This is a genomic window from Escherichia sp. XD33 (assembly GCF_019375075.1).
Classification (GTDB): Bacteria; Pseudomonadota; Gammaproteobacteria; order Enterobacterales; family Enterobacteriaceae; genus Enterobacter; species Enterobacter flexneri_A.
This window is the reverse complement of the sequence record NZ_JAENDM010000021.1, coordinates 24,144-44,753: the sequence shown is the minus strand read 5'-3', so window position 1 is coordinate 44,753 and position 20,610 is coordinate 24,144. Positions and strand designations below refer to the sequence as shown.

Annotated in this window: 17 protein-coding genes; 8 read left to right on the top strand and 9 right to left on the bottom strand. The window is 51.6% G+C overall.

Going from position 1 to position 20,610, the window contains the following annotated elements:
- Positions 1-26 precede the first annotated feature (26 nt).
- The 5 genes from xerD to lysS all read left to right on the top strand — a co-directional run bounded on the left by xerD (position 27) and on the right by lysS (position 6,113).
- Positions 27-923: a site-specific tyrosine recombinase XerD gene (gene xerD / locus K0778_RS13985; RefSeq protein WP_000806638.1), complete on the top strand. Its 897-nt coding sequence runs from the start codon at positions 27-29 to the stop codon at positions 921-923.
- A gap of 24 nt (positions 924-947) precedes the next feature.
- Positions 948-1,658, top strand: a complete 711-nt coding sequence (gene dsbC, locus K0778_RS13980) for a bifunctional protein-disulfide isomerase/oxidoreductase DsbC (protein WP_000715214.1) — start codon at positions 948-950, stop codon at positions 1,656-1,658.
- A gap of 5 nt (positions 1,659-1,663) precedes the next feature.
- Positions 1,664-3,397, top strand: coding sequence for a single-stranded-DNA-specific exonuclease RecJ (gene recJ, locus K0778_RS13975; RefSeq protein ID WP_000813200.1), 1,734 nt, complete (start codon positions 1,664-1,666; stop codon positions 3,395-3,397).
- Between the two features lie 90 nt (positions 3,398-3,487).
- A protein-coding gene (gene prfB, locus K0778_RS13970; protein WP_001701073.1) for a peptide chain release factor 2 occupies positions 3,488-4,586 on the top strand; the annotation gives its coding sequence in 2 pieces (ribosomal slippage) (positions 3,488-3,562 and positions 3,564-4,586; 1,098 coding nt in all).
- 9 nt (positions 4,587-4,595) lie between these two features.
- Positions 4,596-6,113, top strand: a complete 1,518-nt coding sequence (gene lysS, locus K0778_RS13965) for a lysine--tRNA ligase (RefSeq protein WP_000003071.1) — start codon at positions 4,596-4,598, stop codon at positions 6,111-6,113.
- Between the two features lie 43 nt (positions 6,114-6,156).
- Here lysS and idi read toward each other — a convergent pair whose 3' ends face one another.
- Positions 6,157-6,705, bottom strand: a complete 549-nt coding sequence (gene idi / locus K0778_RS13960; protein WP_001192820.1) for an isopentenyl-diphosphate Delta-isomerase — start codon at positions 6,703-6,705, stop codon at positions 6,157-6,159.
- 54 nt (positions 6,706-6,759) lie between these two features.
- Between idi and K0778_RS13955 the strand changes: the two genes are divergently transcribed.
- Complete coding sequence (locus K0778_RS13955; protein ID WP_120795390.1) at positions 6,760-6,831, top strand: protein YqfH; 72 nt, start codon at positions 6,760-6,762, stop codon at positions 6,829-6,831.
- On the opposite strand, the gene yqfG is transcribed toward K0778_RS13955, so the two are convergent.
- Both yqfG and uacT read right to left on the bottom strand, forming a co-directional pair.
- Positions 6,828-6,953, bottom strand: a complete 126-nt coding sequence (gene yqfG / locus K0778_RS13950) for a protein YqfG (RefSeq protein ID WP_001010156.1) — start codon at positions 6,951-6,953, stop codon at positions 6,828-6,830. The genes K0778_RS13955 and yqfG overlap by 4 nt on opposite strands.
- A 1-nt stretch (position 6,954) precedes the next feature.
- Positions 6,955-8,403: a urate/proton symporter UacT gene (gene uacT / locus K0778_RS13945; protein ID WP_001295374.1), complete on the bottom strand. Its 1,449-nt coding sequence runs from the start codon at positions 8,401-8,403 to the stop codon at positions 6,955-6,957.
- A 435-nt stretch (positions 8,404-8,838) separates the two neighbouring features.
- Between uacT and ygfT the strand changes: the two genes are divergently transcribed.
- Positions 8,839-10,758, top strand: coding sequence for a formate-dependent uric acid utilization protein YgfT (gene ygfT, locus K0778_RS13940; protein ID WP_001350545.1), 1,920 nt, complete (start codon positions 8,839-8,841; stop codon positions 10,756-10,758).
- Positions 10,758-11,246: a 4Fe-4S dicluster domain-containing protein gene (locus tag K0778_RS13935; RefSeq protein WP_000838428.1), complete on the top strand. Its 489-nt coding sequence runs from the start codon at positions 10,758-10,760 to the stop codon at positions 11,244-11,246. Before ygfT ends, K0778_RS13935 begins: the two co-directional genes overlap by 1 nt.
- Before the next feature lie 35 nt (positions 11,247-11,281).
- On the opposite strand, the gene ghxQ is transcribed toward K0778_RS13935, so the two are convergent.
- The 6 genes from ghxQ to ssnA form a co-directional block, all read right to left on the bottom strand.
- On the bottom strand, positions 11,282-12,649 hold the full coding sequence (ghxQ, locus tag K0778_RS13930) for a guanine/hypoxanthine transporter GhxQ (protein WP_000012163.1): 1,368 nt from the start codon (positions 12,647-12,649) through the stop codon (positions 11,282-11,284).
- Between the two features lie 35 nt (positions 12,650-12,684).
- Positions 12,685-14,001, bottom strand: coding sequence for a guanine deaminase (gene guaD / locus K0778_RS13925; RefSeq protein WP_001336279.1), 1,317 nt, complete (start codon positions 13,999-14,001; stop codon positions 12,685-12,687).
- A 17-nt stretch (positions 14,002-14,018) separates the two neighbouring features.
- Positions 14,019-15,419, bottom strand: coding sequence for a xanthine/proton symporter XanQ (gene xanQ, locus K0778_RS13920; RefSeq protein WP_001280192.1), 1,401 nt, complete (start codon positions 15,417-15,419; stop codon positions 14,019-14,021).
- Positions 15,420-15,583: 164 nt separating this feature from the next.
- Positions 15,584-18,454, bottom strand: coding sequence for a molybdopterin-dependent oxidoreductase Mo/Fe-S-binding subunit (locus tag K0778_RS13915; RefSeq protein WP_000583615.1), 2,871 nt, complete (start codon positions 18,452-18,454; stop codon positions 15,584-15,586).
- Entirely contained in the window at positions 18,451-19,230 is a 780-nt protein-coding gene (ygfM, locus tag K0778_RS13910; protein WP_000572462.1) for a molybdopterin-dependent oxidoreductase FAD-binding subunit, read from the bottom strand. The genes K0778_RS13915 and ygfM overlap by 4 nt, the downstream gene beginning before the upstream one ends.
- A gap of 50 nt (positions 19,231-19,280) precedes the next feature.
- Complete coding sequence (gene ssnA, locus K0778_RS13905) at positions 19,281-20,609, bottom strand: putative aminohydrolase SsnA (protein ID WP_000906252.1); 1,329 nt, start codon at positions 20,607-20,609, stop codon at positions 19,281-19,283.
- Between the last annotated feature and the right edge of the window lies 1 nt (position 20,610).

Genomic DNA, 20,610 nt, shown 5'->3' with positions numbered 1-20,610 from the left:
CAAATGAGTGACCATAAGGGGCGCAAGTGAAACAGGATCTGGCACGCATCGAGCAGTTTCTTGATGCTCTGTGGCTGGAAAAAAATCTGGCTGAAAATACGTTGAACGCTTACCGTCGCGATCTGTCAATGATGGTGGAGTGGTTGCATCACCGCGGGTTGACGCTGGCGACGGCGCAAAGTGACGATTTGCAGGCATTACTGGCAGAACGGCTGGAGGGCGGGTATAAAGCCACCAGCTCAGCGCGTTTGCTGAGTGCAGTGCGCCGATTGTTCCAGTATCTTTATCGCGAAAAGTTTCGTGAAGACGATCCCAGTGCGCATCTCGCTTCACCGAAATTGCCCCAGCGTTTGCCAAAAGATTTAAGCGAAGCGCAGGTCGAACGTTTATTACAGGCACCATTAATCGATCAGCCACTGGAGCTACGCGATAAAGCCATGCTTGAAGTGTTGTATGCTACCGGGCTGCGTGTCTCTGAACTGGTCGGACTGACAATGAGTGATATCAGCCTGCGTCAGGGCGTGGTACGGGTCATTGGTAAAGGCAACAAAGAGCGTCTGGTGCCGTTAGGTGAAGAGGCGGTTTACTGGCTGGAAACCTATCTGGAACATGGGCGTCCGTGGCTGCTGAATGGTGTGTCAATTGACGTGTTGTTTCCCAGCCAGCGTGCGCAGCAGATGACGCGACAGACCTTCTGGCACCGTATTAAACATTATGCTGTGCTGGCGGGTATCGACAGCGAAAAGCTGTCACCGCATGTGTTGCGTCACGCTTTTGCCACTCATTTATTAAATCATGGTGCGGATTTACGCGTGGTGCAGATGCTACTGGGCCACAGCGATCTCTCCACCACGCAAATTTATACGCATGTCGCTACCGAGCGTCTGCGGCAACTTCATCAACAGCATCACCCGCGGGCGTGATGTCTGAAAAGAACGGGAAGATTTATGAAGAAAGGTTTTATGTTGTTTACTTTGTTAGCGGCGTTTTCAGGCTTTGCTCAGGCTGATGACGCGGCAATTCAACAAACGTTAGCCAAAATGGGCATCAAAAGCAGCGATATTCAGCCCGCGCCTGTAGCTGGCATGAAGACAGTTCTGACTAACAGCGGCGTGTTGTACATCACCGATGATGGTAAACATATCATTCAGGGGCCAATGTATGACGTTAGTGGCACGGCTCCGGTCAATGTCACCAATAAGATGCTGTTAAAGCAGTTGAATGCGCTTGAAAAAGAGATGATCGTTTATAAAGCGCCGCAGGAAAAACACGTCATCACCGTGTTTACTGATATTACCTGTGGTTACTGCCACAAACTGCATGAGCAAATGGCAGACTACAACGCGCTGGGGATCACCGTGCGTTATCTTGCTTTTCCGCGCCAGGGGCTGGACAGCGATGCAGAGAAAGAAATGAAAGCTATCTGGTGTGCGAAAGATAAAAACAAAGCGTTTGATGATGTGATGGCAGGTAAAAGCGTCGCACCAGCCAGTTGCGACGTGGATATTGCCGACCATTACGCACTTGGCGTCCAGCTTGGCGTTAGCGGTACTCCGGCAGTTGTGCTGAGCAATGGCACACTTGTTCCGGGTTACCAGCCGCCGAAAGAGATGAAAGAATTCCTCGACGAACACCAAAAAATGACCAGCGGTAAATAATTCGCGTGAAACAACAGATACAACTTCGTCGCCGTGAAGTCGATGAAACGGCAGACTTGCCCGCTGAATTGCCTCCCTTGCTGCGCCGTTTATACGCCAGCCGGGGAGTACGCAGTGCGCAAGAACTGGAACGCAGTGTTAAAGGTATGCTGCCCTGGCAGCAACTGAGCGGCGTCGAAAAGGCCGTTGAGATCCTTTACAACGCTTTTCGCGAAGGAACGCGGATTATTGTGGTCGGTGATTTCGACGCCGACGGCGCGACCAGCACGGCTCTAAGCGTGCTGGCGATGCGCTCGCTTGGTTGCAGCAATATCGACTACCTGGTACCAAACCGTTTCGAAGACGGTTACGGCTTAAGCCCGGAAGTGGTCGATCAGGCCCATGCCCGTGGCGCGCAGTTAATTGTCACGGTGGATAACGGTATTTCCTCCCATGCGGGGGTTGAGCACGCTCGCTCGTTGGGCATCCCGGTTATTGTTACCGATCACCATTTGCCAGGCGACACATTACCCGCAGCGGAAGCGATCATTAACCCTAACTTGCGCGACTGTAATTTCCCGTCGAAATCACTGGCAGGCGTGGGTGTGGCGTTTTATCTGATGCTGGCGCTGCGCACCTTTTTGCGCGATCAGGGCTGGTTTGATGAGCGTAACATCGCAATTCCTAACCTGGCAGAACTGCTGGATCTGGTCGCGCTGGGGACAGTGGCGGACGTCGTGCCGCTGGACGCTAATAATCGCATTCTGACCTGGCAGGGGATGAGTCGCATCCGAGCCGGAAAGTGCCGTCCGGGGATTAAAGCGCTGCTTGAAGTGGCAAACCGTGATGCACAAAAACTCGCCGCCAGCGATTTAGGTTTTGCGCTGGGGCCACGTCTCAATGCTGCCGGACGACTGGACGATATGTCCGTCGGTGTGGCGCTGTTGTTGTGCGACAACATCGGCGAAGCGCGCGTGCTGGCAAATGAACTCGATGCGCTAAACCAGACGCGAAAAGAGATCGAACAAGGAATGCAAATTGAAGCCCTGACCCTGTGCGAGAAACTGGAGCGCAGCCGTGACACGCTACCCGGCGGGCTGGCAATGTATCACCCCGAATGGCATCAGGGCGTTGTCGGTATTCTGGCTTCGCGCATCAAAGAGCGTTTTCACCGTCCGGTTATCGCGTTTGCGCCAGCAGGTGACGGTACGCTGAAAGGTTCCGGTCGCTCCATTCAGGGGCTGCATATGCGTGATGCGCTGGAGCGATTAGACACACTCTACCCTGGCATGATGCTGAAGTTTGGCGGTCATGCGATGGCGGCGGGTTTGTCGCTGGAAGAGGATAAATTCAAACTCTTTCAACAACGGTTTGGCGAACTGGTTACTGAGTGGCTGGACCCTTCGCTATTGCAAGGCGAAGTGGTATCAGACGGTCCGTTAAGCCCGGCCGAAATGACCATGGAAGTGGCGCAGCTGCTGCGCGATGCTGGCCCGTGGGGGCAGATGTTCCCGGAGCCGCTGTTTGACGGTCATTTCCGTCTGCTGCAACAGCGGCTGGTGGGCGAACGTCATTTGAAGGTGATGGTCGAACCGGTCGGCGGCGGTCCACTGCTGGATGGTATTGCTTTTAATGTCGATACCGCCCTCTGGCCGGATAACGGCGTGCGCGAAGTGCAACTGGCTTATAAGCTCGATATCAACGAGTTTCGCGGCAACCGCAGCCTGCAAATTATCATCGACAATATCTGGCCAATTTAGCGTCATCTTCTCTATAAAAAAGAGCGTGGATTGGGTACAATCCCGCTCTTATCACCGCATTTTGACTAGCTCAATAAAAGAAATCAGACCATGTTTGAAATTAATCCGGTAAATAATCGCATTCAGGACCTCACGGAACGCTCCGACGTTCTTAGGGGGTATCTTTGACTACGACGCCAAGAAAGAGCGTCTGGAAGAAGTAAACGCCGAGCTGGAACAGCCGGATGTCTGGAACGAACCCGAACGCGCACAGGCGCTGGGTAAAGAGCGTTCCTCCCTCGAAGCCGTTGTCGACACCCTCGACCAAATGAAACAGGGGCTGGAAGATGTTTCTGGTCTGCTGGAACTGGCTGTAGAAGCTGACGACGAAGAAACCTTTAACGAAGCCGTTGCTGAACTCGACGCCCTGGAAGAAAAACTGGCGCAGCTTGAGTTCCGCCGTATGTTCTCTGGCGAATATGACAGCGCCGACTGCTACCTCGATATTCAGGCGGGGTCTGGCGGTACGGAAGCACAGGACTGGGCGAGCATGCTTGAGCGTATGTATCTGCGCTGGGCAGAATCGCGTGGTTTCAAAACTGAAATCATCGAAGAGTCGGAAGGTGAAGTGGCGGGTATTAAATCCGTGACGATCAAAATCTCCGGCGATTACGCTTACGGCTGGCTGCGTACAGAAACCGGCGTTCACCGCCTGGTGCGTAAAAGCCCGTTTGACTCCGGCGGTCGTCGCCACACGTCGTTCAGCTCCGCGTTTGTTTATCCGGAAGTTGATGATGATATTGATATCGAAATCAACCCGGCGGATCTGCGCATTGACGTTTATCGCGCGTCCGGCGCGGGCGGTCAGCACGTTAACCGTACCGAATCTGCGGTGCGTATTACCCACATCCCGACCGGGATCGTGACCCAGTGCCAGAACGACCGTTCCCAGCACAAGAACAAAGATCAGGCCATGAAGCAGATGAAAGCGAAGCTTTATGAACTGGAGATGCAGAAGAAAAATGCCGAGAAACAGGCGATGGAAGATAACAAATCCGACATCGGCTGGGGCAGCCAGATTCGTTCTTATGTCCTTGATGACTCCCGCATTAAAGATCTGCGCACCGGGGTAGAAACCCGCAACACGCAGGCCGTGCTGGACGGCAGCCTGGATCAATTTATCGAAGCAAGTTTGAAAGCAGGGTTATGAGGAACCAACATGTCTGAACAACACGCACAGGGCGCTGACGCGGTAGTCGATCTTAACAATGAACTGAAAACGCGTCGTGAGAAGCTGGCGAACCTGCGCGAGCAGGGGATTGCCTTCCCGAACGATTTCCGTCGCGATCATACCTCTGACCAATTGCACGCAGAATTCGACGGCAAAGAGAACGAAGAACTGGAAGCGCTGAACATCGAAGTCGCCGTTGCTGGCCGCATGATGACCCGTCGTATTATGGGTAAAGCGTCTTTCGTTACCCTGCAGGACGTTGGCGGTCGCATTCAGCTGTACGTTGCCCGTGACGATCTCCCGGAAGGCGTTTATAACGAGCAGTTCAAAAAATGGGACCTCGGCGACATCCTCGGCGCGAAAGGTAAGCTGTTCAAAACCAAAACCGGCGAACTGTCTATCCACTGCACCGAGTTGCGTCTGCTGACCAAAGCACTGCGTCCGCTGCCGGATAAATTCCACGGCTTGCAGGATCAGGAAGCGCGCTATCGTCAGCGTTATCTCGATCTCATCTCCAACGATGAATCCCGCAACACCTTTAAAGTGCGCTCGCAGATCCTCTCTGGTATTCGCCAGTTCATGGTGAACCGCGGCTTTATGGAAGTTGAAACGCCGATGATGCAGGTGATCCCTGGCGGTGCCGCTGCGCGTCCGTTTATCACCCACCATAACGCGCTGGATCTCGACATGTACCTGCGTATCGCGCCGGAACTGTACCTCAAGCGTCTGGTGGTTGGTGGCTTCGAGCGTGTATTCGAAATCAACCGTAACTTCCGTAACGAAGGTATTTCCGTACGTCATAACCCAGAGTTCACCATGATGGAACTCTACATGGCTTACGCAGATTACAAAGATCTGATCGAGCTGACCGAATCGCTGTTCCGTACTCTGGCACAGGATATTCTCGGTAAGACGGAAGTGACCTACGGCGACGTGACGCTGGACTTCGGTAAACCGTTCGAAAAACTGACCATGCGTGAAGCGATCAAGAAATATCGCCCGGAAACCGACATGGCGGATCTGGACAACTTCGACTCTGCGAAAGCAATTGCTGAATCTATCGGCATCCACGTTGAGAAGAGCTGGGGTCTGGGCCGTATCGTTACCGAGATCTTCGAAGAAGTGGCAGAAGCACATCTGATTCAGCCGACCTTCATTACTGAATATCCGGCAGAAGTTTCTCCGCTGGCGCGTCGTAACGACGTTAACCCGGAAATCACAGACCGCTTTGAGTTCTTCATTGGTGGTCGTGAAATCGGTAACGGCTTTAGCGAGCTGAATGACGCGGAAGATCAGGCGCAACGCTTCCTGGATCAGGTTGCCGCGAAAGACGCAGGTGACGACGAAGCGATGTTCTACGATGAAGATTACGTCACCGCACTGGAACATGGCTTACCGCCGACAGCAGGTCTGGGAATTGGTATCGACCGTATGGTAATGCTGTTCACCAACAGCCATACCATCCGCGACGTTATTCTGTTCCCGGCGATGCGTCCGGTAAAATAAGCATTACGTTATGCTCACAACCCCGGCAAATGTCGGGGTTTTTTTATTTAAGCTGGGTAAATGCAGATAATCGTTTTCTGGCTTCGCGATTTGTCGCCTGCATCACCATCCACGGACTGAACGCCCACGGCGTGGCATCAATACCGTGTAATACATCTGCTAAATCACACCATTGATAATCCATCACTTCATCATCATTGATCTGTAACGCACTAGTGGTGCGTGCGGCAAATACCGGACACACTTCATTTTCCACAATGCCACTCGGATCGGTGGCGCGGTAGCGAAAGTCAGGATAGATAGATTCAGGAGGCGTAATTTCCACGCCAAGCTCATAACGGCAACGGCGGATCACTGCGTCTTCGTTGCTTTCTCCCAGTTGTGGGTGCCCACAAACCGAGTTAGTCCACACGCCAGGCCATGCTTTTTTGCTCAGTGCGCGGCGGGTAACTAATAATTGTCCTTTGGCATTAAACAGCCAACTGGAGAACGCGAGATGTAAGCGGGTGTCTGCCGTGTGTGCGGCATACTTTTCCAGCGTACCCGTGGGAACTCCCTGTGCATTCAATAAAATGACGTGTTCCGTTTGCATAATTTCTCACATGTAATTCTGATCACTCATCATTATAGATAATTGAAGAGTGAAATGATTAACCAAGTGAGCGTTTATCGACAACCGCCCGTTTTGAGCGGATGCCGACAGGTAAAAACCATTTAAAAAAGTAGCATCATATATTTGAAGCGACTTTCAATGGCCATTGCAACACAGTCAGAAATGACAGGAATAGAGAGAGTAAAAAGCAACAACAGACTGAATATAGCGCGCATTAAAAAATTCATATTATTCTCCATGCTCATTTTTCTTCAGCTTGCGCATCAGAAGCCACATACGTACTGTCCTGACTTTTAAATCTTTATCAGAGACGGATTCCTTCACCAGGTCAGCATGATGCTGATAGCCATTAAAGAAGACGTTCAGCACAACGGCGCTAAGGGTTGCGAGCATAATGCCGCTATGTAGCAGCGGTTGCAGTACGGCCGGTAACTTAGAAAAGAAATCGTGAGAGAGCGTCGGAGTCATGCCAACGCCGAGACTGATCGCCACAATATAGAGGTTGTAACGGTTGGTGGTGTAGTTACAGCGCGACAGAATTCGAATCCCTGTCGCCAGTACCATGCCGAACATCACTAGACCAGCGCCGCCCAGCACAAATTGCGGAATGGAGGCTACCAGCACCGCCATTTTTGGCACCATGCCAAACAGGATTAATATAATTCCCGAAGAAATACACACCCAGCGGCTATGAACGCGCGTCACGCTAACCAGGCCAACGTTTTGAGAAAATGACGTGTGGGGGAAGCTGTTAAACGTGCCGCCTATCATTGTCCCTACGCCATCGACACGCAGCCCGCGAATAATATCGTGCGAAGAGAGTTTACGACCGACTATTTCACCCAGTGCCAGGAACATCCCCATCGACTCGATAAACACGATGATTAACACGGCAGTCATGGTCAGAATGGAAACGGGATCGAAAATCGGCATACCAAACGACATCGGCGTAACAATCGCAAACCATGAAGCATCATGTAGCCCGGATAAATTGACTTCATTCATCATCCACGAAAGTAAAAAGCCAAATACAATCCCCAGTAATACGGCGACGTTGGACATAAATCCTTTCGCATAGCGAGTAATGAGCAAGATAAAAATTAAGACGGCAAAGGAGATACCTAAATAAACGGGATTACCATATTGCGGATTCCCTTTACCTCCGGCGGCCCAGTCAATACCCACCTGAATGATGCTAAGCCCGATAGAAGTAATAACCACACCGGTAACCAGTGGCGGGAATAAAGGCATCAAGCGACCGATAAGTGGCGCTAATAATGTGGTGATAAAACCCGCGGCGATAGTGGCACCAAATATCCCCAGCAGGCCGATATCCGGGTTCATCCCAATGGCTATCATTGGTGTTACAGCAGCAAAGGTCACCGACATAATCACCGGCAGGCGGATCCCCATAAAGCGGCCGATACCGATACATTGCAATAATGTGACGATCCCGCAGCAAAAGAGATCCGAGCTAATGAGCATCGCAATAGCTTCTTTTGAGAGGCCCAGTCGGTCACCAATCATAAGAGGAACAGCGACTGCACCTGCGTACATGACAAGGACGTGTTGCAGACCGAGTATGATCAGCTTTCCTGGTGATAATATGCGGTCAACCTCATCAGTTGGGCGGTCTTGCCCAGAAGATGAGGGAAGTTGGGAATCTATGGCGCTCATCAGTGTTTCTCCTTTCGCCCGCCAGAGTAAAAAGCAACCGTTTACGTTAATGAAACTGTCTAAACACATGCTCGTGGAGTGCCAGTTTTTGCGAGGAAGGGGAGTTAGAGACAGGAATTGCGGAGGCAATCACATAATCGTGGTTAAACCACGAAAATGAGAAGAGAACCTGACAATGGAATTATCTGTAATTTTCTCATATTGATATTTCATTAATCATTCTGGCATGTCGCACTCTCGCATTTAATCGTTTTTATCTGGATAGCGCTCTTTTGATCGGCAATGTTGAAATAATGAAAGCGGCATAGATTGAGGGGCAATAATTTGAACTCAGTCGCAAAATTATAATTAAAACGGTCATGCTACCTAATATATGCCCGTTTATTGCATCGCGAAATTTGAGAAGACATAACTCATTAAATGAAAGGGATGCAAATGAATAAGTTTATTGCTGCTGAAGCTGCGGAATGTATAGGCTGTCATGCTTGTGAAATTGCCTGTGCGGTGGCACACAATCAAGAAAACTGGCCGCTGAGTCACAGTGACTTTCGACCGCGTATCCACGTTGTAGGGAAAGGCCAGGCTGCGAATCCGGTGGCCTGCCATCACTGCAACAATGCCCCTTGCGTTACGGCTTGTCCGGTTAATGCTCTGACTTTCCAGTCCGATAGCGTACAACTGGACGAGCAAAAATGTATTGGTTGTAAAAGATGCGCAATCGCTTGCCCCTTTGGCGTCGTTGAGATGGTCGATACGATTGCGCAGAAATGCGACCTTTGTAACCAGCGCAGTTCCGGCACGCAAGCCTGTATTGAAGTTTGCCCAACACAGGCGTTACGACTGATGGACGATAAAGGGTTGCAGCAGATAAAGGTGGCCCGCCAGCGCAAAACGGCAGCAGGAAAAGCGTCATCAGACGCTCAGCCATCTCGCAGTGCAGCGTTGCTCCCCGTTAACTCGCGTAAAGGCGCAGATAAAATTTCAGCGAGTGAACGGAAAACCCACTTTGGCGAAATATATTGCGGGCTGGATCCACAACAAGCGACTTATGAGAGTGACCGCTGTGTTTATTGTGCCGAAAAAGCTAACTGCAACTGGCATTGCCCGCTGCATAACGCTATTCCGGATTACATCCGTCTGGTACAGGAAGGAAAGATTATTGAAGCGGCAGAACTTTGCCACCAGACCAGTTCCTTACCAGAAATTTGCGGCAGGGTATGTCCACAGGACCGTCTTTGTGAAGGCGCATGTACTTTGAAAGATCACTCGGGCGCAGTCTCTATCGGTAATCTGGAACGCTACATCACCGATACCGCGCTGGCGATGGGCTGGCGTCCCGATGTCAGCAAAGTTGTTCCCCGTAGCGAAAAAGTGGCGGTGATTGGCGCTGGGCCTGCAGGGTTAGGGTGTGCTGATATTCTGGCGCGCGCAGGAGTTCAGGTCGATGTCTTTGATCGCCATCCAGAAATTGGCGGTATGCTGACTTTTGGCATTCCTCCTTTCAAACTCGATAAAACGGTATTAAGCCAGCGGCGAGAGATATTCACCGCAATGGGAATCGACTTTCATCTTAACTGTGAAATTGGCCGCGATATTACCTTTAGCGATTTAACTTCTGAATATGATGCAGTTTTCATCGGCGTGGGGACTTACGGGATGATGCGAGCAGATCTGCCGCATGAAGATGCGCCCGGTGTCATTCAGGCTCTACCGTTCCTGACTGCCCATACCCGCCAGCTCATGGGATTGCCGGAGTCTGAAGAGTATCCGCTGACGGACGTGGAAGGTAAGCGAGTCGTGGTATTGGGCGGTGGCGATACGACAATGGATTGTTTGCGGACTTCCATCCGCCTCAATGCCGCCAGCGTGACCTGCGCGTATCGTCGTGATGAAGTCAGTATGCCGGGCTCGCGCAAAGAGGTGGTTAATGCGCGCGAGGAAGGTGTCGAGTTTCAGTTCAATGTTCAACCGCAATATATCGCTTGTGACGAAGATGGGCGTTTAACTGCGGTGGGCCTGATTCGTACCGCCATGGGTGAGCCGGGGCCGGATGGTCGCCGTCGTCCTCGTCCGGTAGCGGGTTCAGAGTTTGAATTGCCCGCCGATGTTCTGATTATGGCCTTTGGTTTCCAGGCGCATGCCATGCCGTGGTTGCAGGGCAGCGGAATTAAACTCGATAAATGGGGCCTGATTCAAACCGGTGACGTCGGGTATTTACCTACCCAGACGCATCTGAAAAAAGTCTTTGCTGGTGGTGATGCAGTTCATGGCGCGGATCTGGTTGTCACTGCAATGGCCGCAGGAAGGCAGGCGGCGCGCGATATGTTAACTCTGTTTGATACGAAGGCATCGTGATGAAATCGTTAATTATCGTTAATCCGGCTGACTGTATTGGCTGCCGTACTTGTGAAGTAGCCTGTGTGGTCGCTCACCCTTCAGAACAGGAGTTGAATGCCGATGTCTTTTTACCCCGGCTGAAGGTACAGCGACTGGACAGCATCAGTGCGCCGGTGATGTGCCATCAGTGTGAAAACGCCCCTTGTGTTGGCGCTTGCCCCGTGGGGGCGCTGACGATGGGCGAGCAGGTGGTGCAGACCAATTCTGCCCGTTGTATTGGCTGTCAGAGTTGCGTCAGTGCGTGCCCGTTTGGAATGATCACCATTCAGTCGTTGCCGGGGGATACCCGACAACAAATTGTGAAATGCGATCTCTGTGAACAGCGGGAAGAGGGGCCAGCCTGCGTTGAATCTTGCCCAACACAGGCGCTGCAGTTGCTTACTGAAAGAGAACTCAGGCGAGTCCGCCAGCAGCGTATTGTTGCCAGCGGTGAGAATCCTCTCTGAAAGAAATCTCCGCGCTGAAAGGCGCGGAGAATCTATTAGATTGCCCAACCACCCGCGTAAAATGCGACCAGTGCGGCAGTAATGATCACCGTACCAATATTCAGCTTTTGCCATTCGCGTGCAAAGACGCGGCCTACGACCAGTGTCACAAAGCCCAGCATAATACCGGTAACGATATTACAAGTCAGAACGATGAACACGGCACACACCAGGCCAGCCATAGCGTCAATAAAATCATTGAAATCCAGCTTCGAGACGTTACTTAACATCAGCAAACCTACGTACATCAGAGCGGGTGCAGTGGCGTAACCAGGGATCAAAAATGACAGCGGTGATAAAAACAGAATTAACAGGAATAACGCCCCCACTACGGTTGCGGTTAAACCTGTTTTACCCCCGGCGGCGGTTCCTGCCGCTGATTCGATATAAACCGCTGCGGGCGCTGCGCCCACCAGGCCGGAGAATATTGAACTTACTGAGTCACTGGTCAGGGCTTTGCCGCCGTTGATGATCTGGTTGTCTTTATCCAACAAATTCGCCTGACCGGCGACGGCACGGATGGTGCCAGTAGCGTCGAACACTGCGGTCATCACCAATGCCAGTACACTCGGAAGTACAGTTGGCTGGAGTGCACCCATAATATCGAGGCTGAAAATCAGAGACTTACCATCTTCGCCAGTCAGGCTTGGCATCGCCACCAGACCGTGGTATTTCACCGCTGGGTCAAAGATTAAGCCGATGATCGAAATTGCAATAATCACCAACAAGATCCCGCCGGGTACGCGACACTTCTCCAGGCCGAAGATGACCGCCAGCCCCAGCAAGCTCATCATCACCGGGAAGGAGGTAAACGCACCGAGCGCCACTGGCAAGCCTTCAATCGGGTTTTTGATAACCATACCCACACCGTTAGCAGCAATCAGCAGCAGAAACAGCCCGATACCGATACCTGTACCGTGAGCGATACCCATCGGCAAATTACGTAAGATCCAGGTACGCACACCGGTTACGGAAATGGCGGTGAAGATGACGCCCATCAGAAATACCGCGCCCAGTGCGACAGGAACGCTAATTTGTTGCCCGAGTACCAGACTGAATGCGGTAAACGCCGTCAAGGAAATCGCGCAACCAATCGCCATTGGCAAATTAGCCCATAATCCCATCAGCAACGAGCCGAAGCCCGCGACCAGACAGGTGGCAACAAACACAGCTGCGGGAGGAAAACCTGCTTTGCCCAGCATTCCCGGAACGACGATAACGGAATAAACCATGGCCAGAAAGGTCGTTAAGCCAGCCAGTACTTCCTGACGAACGGTACTGCCACGAGCGGTAATTTTAAAATAATTATCCAGCGCGCCCTGTGGCTTTGGTGCGTCCGGTGTTTGTAGGATGTCTCCAGACATAATGATGTCCTCACGAGGATGTTAAAGTTTTATTATTAGTTGCGTTCGTACACCAGACGACCATCAACGTAGGTGCGGTAGATCGAACGGTCATCGCCCAACGTCATCATCACGAACAATTTGTCGACTAAAGAAACAGAGTTGTCATAGCGCAGCTGCTGTAGCGGAGTGGCGGTGGGTTCCATCACCACGAAATCAGCCTCTTTGCCAGGTAAAAAGTTGCCAATCAAATCGTCAAGGCCCAGAGATTTCGCTCCGCCGAGCGTGGCCAGGTAAAACGCTTCATATGCCGAGAGGCGATAGCCTTGTAATTGCAATACTTTGTAGGCTTCGTTCAGCGTTTGCAGCATGTTGAAAGTGGTTCCGGCACCGATATCCGTTCCCATGCCCACTTTAACTTTCTTCTGCCATGCTTTTTTCAAGTTGAATAAGCCGCTGCCGAGGTAAAGGTTGGAGGTCGGACAGAAAGCAATGCTGGATTTGGTTTCGCTGAGACGATCCCACTCTTTTTCTTCGAGATGGACGCAGTGAGCAAAGACACAGTTTTTACCGGTCAGGCCGTACTGATGGTAAACATCCAGATAACCATCATGGTCAGGATAAAGCGATTTCACCCAGGCAATTTCATCTTTGTTTTCACAGAGATGGGTATGTACCCACGTATCCGGATATTCTTCTTTCAGGCGTTGCGCCATCGCCATCTGTTCAGGAGATGAGGTCGGGGCGAAGCGTGGCGTAATCGCATATAGCAGACGACCATTTTTGTGCCAGCGTTCGATCAGTTCTTTGCTTTGGTGATAGCTGCTTTCGGCAGTGTCGAGCAGATAATCCGGTGCGTTGCGGTCCATCATCACCTTACCGGCAATCATACGCATATTGATATGACTGGCGGCTTCAAACAGCGCATCAACAGATTGCGGATGAACAGTGCCAAACACCAGCGCCGTGGTGGTTCCGTTACGTAAAAGCTGCTTGATGAAGAACGCCGACATTTCGCGGGCGTACTCTAAATCCTCATAACGACGTTCAGTAGGGAAGGTGTGTTTATTCAACCACTCCAGCAATTGCTCACCATAGGCCCCCACCATTTCACTTTGCGGATAATGGATATGTGTATCGACAAAGCCCGGTACTATCAGTTTGCCGCGATAGTCGCGCACGCGAATGGTGTCAGGAATTTGATGCTTTCCGTTTTCCCATTCGCCAAACCATTCCACTTTTCCCTGTTTAATGAGTAATAAACCATCCTCAATAAACCGCAGCGCAGAGGCAATCTCTTCCGGGTTATCGATCGTACGGGTGACATCAATAAAACTGCCTCGTACCGCTTTTAACGTGTGTTCTCCTGACATCATTGACTCCTTTACTGTTAATCCATCTCTTCCGCTGAGGTAATACCAGGCAGAACGTTTTCCTGTCGGTAGCCACCAGGGAGGATAATATTTAATAAAATCGCAGTTAACCCGCCAGCACAAATAGGGTTTTCAACTAATACATAAATAGAGGCTGGCAATATTTTAAAAATTTCGGGATCGTAGGAGACGCCAAGCCCTAAACCTAAAGAAGTGGCGACAATAAGTGTTTCACGGCGCTTTAAACCGTTGGTGATGATGATGCGAATCCCTGCGATGGCAATCATGGAAAACATCAACGTCATTGCGCCTCCCAGAACTGCCGAGGGAATGGTCGTGAAGAAGCCGCCAATCATCGGAAATAAGCCGAGGATAACCAGCATTACCGCGATGGTTCGCCCGACATAACGTGAAGCGACGCCAGTCATCTGAATAACCCCATTATTTTGCGCAAACGTGGTTAATGGTAATGAACCGACAGCGGAGGCGATAACAGAAACCAGACCATCTGCCAGCACGCCGCCTTTCAGCCGGGACTGATACTCTTCCCCCTGAATGGGGCGGCGGGAAACCATTGCCGTGGCGGTGATATCGCCGACTGCTTCCAGCACGCTAAGCAGATAAATCGTGCCAACCACCAGGAACTGATGGAAGCTAAAACTAAAGCCGTATTTGAACGGATGCGGGATGGTGATTAACGGCAAATTGCGCATACTGCTGAAATCCACCATGCCCAGGCATAACGATGCGATATAGCCGACACATAGCCCAATGGCGATCCCTCCCATGCGTAGCAACGGACTGCGACAGCAGTTAAAGCCGATCACCACAATTAAAACCAATAAACCAACGCCGAGATGTTCGTAATTGCCGAACGTACCGCTGCTTTTGGCTGCAAATCCTCCACCAAAATCGATAATGCCGACTTTAATCAGGCTTAAGCCGATCATCAGTACCACAATACCGCTGACGGTAGGCGTAATAACCCGACGTAAATAGGGCAAGATAAATGAAGATCCGACAACCAGAAATGCGCCAACGAAGGAGACGCCGAGAAGCGACGACATGATTAACTCTTCGTGAAAACCGTCGCTTTTCATGCTGCTGCCCAGCGCAATCATGACCGTAACAAATGAAAAATTGACTGACTGAATTGAGAGTAGGCCAGAACCGACGATGCCGTAACGGTTTACTTGTAACCAGGTACCAATACCAGAGGCGATCATCGCCATAGAAACAAGATAGGCAGTTGTTTCAGCGGAAAGCTGTAAGGCCGCACCCACGATTAACGCGGGGGTTACCATCGGAACGAAAATTGCCAACAGATGGGTAATGGCACCAACGAGAGCCTGATGAAAGGGAGGGCGATCCTCCAGTTCAAATATAAGGTCAGAACCTGCATGGTTTATATCAGACATCCCTTCACTCCTTTTAAAGTAAATTTGATCATCTGAATTAGTAAAATAAATTCCCACGAATTTGGGGCGCAGGACGCCTTGAGAACGGCTTATCTCATTTTCGCAGTCACTATTTAGTCATCGTTCAAACAGAGAAACAGGCCGCCGAAGCGGCCATTTATTATTTATATTTTTTCCAGCGCAGTGAGTATTTTCTCCGGTGTGAAATGCCATTCGCGTAACCAGATGCCGCATGCATCGTGAATTGCGGTAGCAATCGCCGGAGCTGCGCCATTTACACCGATTTCCGAGATCGATTTCGCCCCGAACGGGCCGACTTTATCGTCGCTCGGCACCAGCACAGCGCGGAAATCACGCGGAATGTCACCAATTTTCGGTGCGCCGTAACTGCGTAAATCACGCGTTAACGGGTGACCTTCGGCGTCATAAATGATCTCTTCGCTCATACTGTGGCCGATAGCACGCAGGGTGGCACCGTAGATTTGTCCCAACGCTAACTCTGGATTGACCGGTGTACCGCAGTCCAGCAAGGCGTAGAATTTATCCAGGCGGATTTCACCCGTACGCGTGTTGACGGCAACTTCAGCGAAGTTTGCGCCATACGGGAAGGCGAAATCAGGCGTGATATAACTGCCAGTTCCCACCAGTGAACCAAAGCCGGTGCCGGTTTCGCCTTTATGGGCAATATCCCCGAAACTAACTTCGCCTTTCTTGCCGCGCACGACGCCCGGCGTTGCCAGTTGAACATCTGCCACTGGCTCACCCAACATTTGCGCGCCGTGGAACAGAATTTTCTCCCGTAGATTTTCCGCTGCCAAACGCGCCGCGTTACCCGAGAAGCAAGTACCGGACGAGGCATATGCGCCTTTATCAAACAACGCATGATCGGTATCACCGGAGATAACATGCACGTCCTGCGGTGGGCAGTGCAGCACTTCTGCTGCCAGTTTCGTCACTACAGTATCCAGACCAGTACCAATATCCGCACCGCCAGAATGAACGATAAAGGTGCCGTCCGATTCCAGTTTGATCATGCAGTTAGCCTGATCGATATCCGGGATACCCGATTTCTGCATGATAATGGCGACGCCGCGACCGATGTGCCAGTCACCATTTTGCGGTTTCGGTGACGACCATTGGATCATCTCGCGACCCTGACGCAGGATCTCTTCCAGTGCACAGCTGGCGGCGGAAGGAACGGAGGTCGGCGCTTTACCTTCACCGATTGCACCGAGAATTTTCAGCTCTTGCCCTTCGTGTACCCGGTTACGTTCGATAATTTCCAGTTGGTCGATCTGTAACTGTTCAGCCAGTTCCGCTAATGCCATGGTGATAGCGAAGTTACCTTTCGGTGCGCCATAACCCTGATAAGCACCATTTGGGCAAATGTTGCTGTAGTAGGTGGTGACCTGGAAATCGACGTTATCGCACGGATATAACGGCAGCGACAGCGCCGGTCCGTTACACGGTACGGTGAGTGAGTGGTTGCCGTAAGGGCCAGTGTTGGCGCGGAAATCCATCTTCACTGCCGTCAGGCGACCATCTTTTTTCGCTCCCAGTTTGACGGTGACTTTCGCGACGTGACGAGAGGTGTTAGCAATAAACTCTTCTTCACGGGTGTAGCGGAACAGTACCGGACGCCCGGTCACGCAGGTTGCCCAGGCGCACACTTCTTCCAGCAGGATGTCCTGTTTGGAACCAAAACCGCCGCCAACTCGCTCTTTAATGACATGAACTTTATGCTGTTTCATGCCCACGAGGCGCGCGACCTGGCGGCGTAAGTGCCATGGTACCTGGGTGGAGGCGTGGATAACCAGACGATCGCCGTCCATACGAGTAAAGCAGATATGTGTTTCAGTCGGGCACTGCTGCGCTTGCGTTGAGTTATAGGTTCGCTCAATGATCACATCGGCATCGGCAAAGCCTTTGTCCATATCGCCAATATGACCATGAATACTGGCGGCGATATTTTTGCGAGGGCGAGAACCGATCGGGAAGTTGATGATCATATGCTCGCCGCGCTGGGCTGCATGGCTGTTATCGTCTTCCAGAGTATCTGGCGCACCAGCAACATACACCACCGGTTCATCGTGCACGACAGGCGCATCTTCCGCCATTGCTTCGTCGATCGACATTACCGGCTTAAGCACTTCATATTCAACGTCGATGAGCTTCAGTGCTTCGAGCGCAATTTCTTCACTTTCTGCGACGACCGCAGCAACACGATCGCCGACGTGACGCATTTTCTTGCCGAACATACGGCGGTCAAGCGGTGACGGTTCCGGTGCGCTCTGACCACCCGGGGTATAGTAGATATCCGGGCAATTCAGGTGAGTAATAACGTGAACGACGCCCGGTAAGGCTTCAGCTTTGCTGACATCCAGATGAGTAATCAGTGCGTGAGCGTGTGGGCTACGTAACATTTTAATGACGCAGGCGTCAGCCGTTACGCGGTCTTCAACATAGCAGGGTTTCGCCTGCACCATTTTCGCGGCATCAGTTTTAGGATAATGCTTACCAATGACTTCTAGGTCGTCACGGAAAGTCGGAGCGATATCAATGGTGGCCTGCGGATTGTTTTTACGTGCAACCGCCAGTTCAATGACCTGATAGTATTGCTGCCAGCCAGCATCGCGGCTGAACAAACCAGAAAGCGCGTCGTCGATCTCTTCGCGGGTAGGTGCGGCGATGCGATCGAGAAGATCGGTGATAATCAGAGCTGCAGCTGGATCGTTATAACCAGACTGCACCACGCCAACATCAACCATTGCCTGTTGAACCAGACTTAACTCGTTCCATTTGCCCAGAGATTCTGCGGTACGAATATCTGCCTTCTCTAACTGTGCGGCAATAAGCAAGGACGCGTTAACGATATTACCGTTAAAGATTATTGCGTCAGAACCGGCAAACCCGAAACCATCATCACTGTTGCGTACAGAGTGCATTCCCATGTTAAACAACAGCTTTTGCACGTTTTCGCCTGGATTAACGGTTAGCTCCTGAGGCGCGCCATTTAAAGTAAAGTGGATGATCATACGGCTTCCTCCCCAGCCTGTTGGCAGTCGGCATACAGGTCGGCTACCAGAACTCCCGTGATATAGCGTTTATAGGCCACGCTGCCCCGCAAATCTTCCTGCGGGAAAATGGCGTTGGCGACAGCCTGTTCAAGTGCATTGCCTTCCAGATTTTGTTTTTCGACATCATGCAGACGCAGTGCTTTACTGGCGACGCCATCCAGCGCAATTCGCATACCGTCGTGGTCTGTCATTGCAACGGCTGCCGTCACGACGGTTAAACCTGCCTGAGAACGGCTAATTTTGCGGGTCGCACAGGTGCGATACGGATCTTTAATGATAATTTCGGTTAGCAGGCGATCGCATGGGCAGGCCAGGTAGTCCTCGATTGACAGCGTTTCGCCGTTGCCAAAAACCAGTTCAGCATCCAGTGCCAACAGGACGGGAAGCAGCACCGACTCTTCCTGGCGGGCGGCGATTTCACCACCAATGGTCGACTGATTACGAACATGGCGTGAGTAAACAAAACCGAGGGCTTCACGCAGCGCTGCAGGAATAAATCGCGCATCTCGCAGTGGCTGCAAGCGAGACATTGCGCCAATCCGCAGTGCACCGTTATCCCAGTCAACCCAGTCCAGTTCCAGATCCTGTAAGGAAATGGCAATCTTTTTATCGGTACGGGTTGGTGTAGCATTGAGTTTGCTGCCCCCGGCGAACCAGACGGCTTCATCCTGGTAGCGGCGCTTCAGTTCCAGCGCCTGTTCGACAGAGTCGGGCCTGAAAAATTGTTCAATCATCTTCTTTCCTTATTTAACCCTCTTCCCTGCGGGAAGAGGGCATCTGTCATTTATGCCAGCGCATCCATCCGACGCCACATACTGGCAGCGGCTTTTCTGGCTTGTGCATAAATGGAATCGCAATCGAAGTTAAACTGACGGTCTTCATAGACCATCACACCATTGACCATCACGCTGTGAACGCTGCCTGAGCCCATACCGAAAGCGATATGCCCGGCGATATTGTCTGCCAGCAGCGGCGTCGGCGAGTTGTAATCGCAAATGGTTAAATCAGCTTTGTAACCGGCTTCCAGAAGCCCAAATTTCGCGCCAAAGTTGCGGCTCATCAGTTCGTTACCGTTAGTCAGGGCTTTGGCAAAACTGTCAGGCCACAGCGGACCACCCGCATCGCGATGTTTAAAGAAGGCAAATTTCATCTCTTCAAACATGTCCGAACCAATGCCGTCCGTTCCCAACGCCAGATTGCGGATGTCGCTAAGGTGATGGTTGTAGCCGACATGGTTGTTCATGTTTGAACGGGCGTTATGCACCAGGAACGCATCGCGCTGATTGAGTAGGGTGATGTCATCTTTCGACAAGTACAGCCCATGAGCGACCAGCGTTTTGCTGTCGATGAGATCGAATTGCGCCAGTCGTGCCAGCAGGTCTTTGCCGTACCAGTGGTGACTGTAGGAAACGTCGTAAAGGTCTTCCGCAGCGTGAATATGCAAACCACGGCCTGTGGCTTTCACGGCTTCACGCAGCATCTCCAGACCGGCATCCGGCACGGTAAACGGCGCGTGAGCACCGATATGTGCTTCCACCAGATACGGCTCGCTTGTCGCTTTCTTCGCCTCATCAATCAAACGGGCGAAACGGATGTTTTCTTCTACACCTTCCTGCAACTCTTTGATGCCGTTGTTACGGTCAGTAGTTTCAAAACAGGTCATCGCGCGCAGGCCAACTTTTAAAAATGCGTCGCGCAATGTGGAGAGCGACCCGCCGATATACGCCGGAGAGGCATGGTGATCGATAACCGATGTACATCCGCTCTTAATCGCTTCCAGGGAACAAATCAGTCCGCTGTAATAGAGCGACTCTTCATCAAGGGCGCGATCGAGCCGCCACCAGAGATTTTTCAGCGTTGAGATGAAATCCGGGCAAGGGGCGATGTTTGCCATAATTCCGCGGGAAAGCCCCGAGTAAAAATGGTTGTGCGAGCAGACAATCCCTGGCATCACAATCCGGCCATGCATCTCTTTGAAGCTGGCGTCGGGGTAGCGTTGCGTCAGGGCATCGCCGATAGCGACAATCACATCGTTTTCGATGGCGATATCAACGCCTTCCTGCACTTTTGCCGGGTGTAGCTGTACCGCAGTGACATTCTTCAGAATCAACATG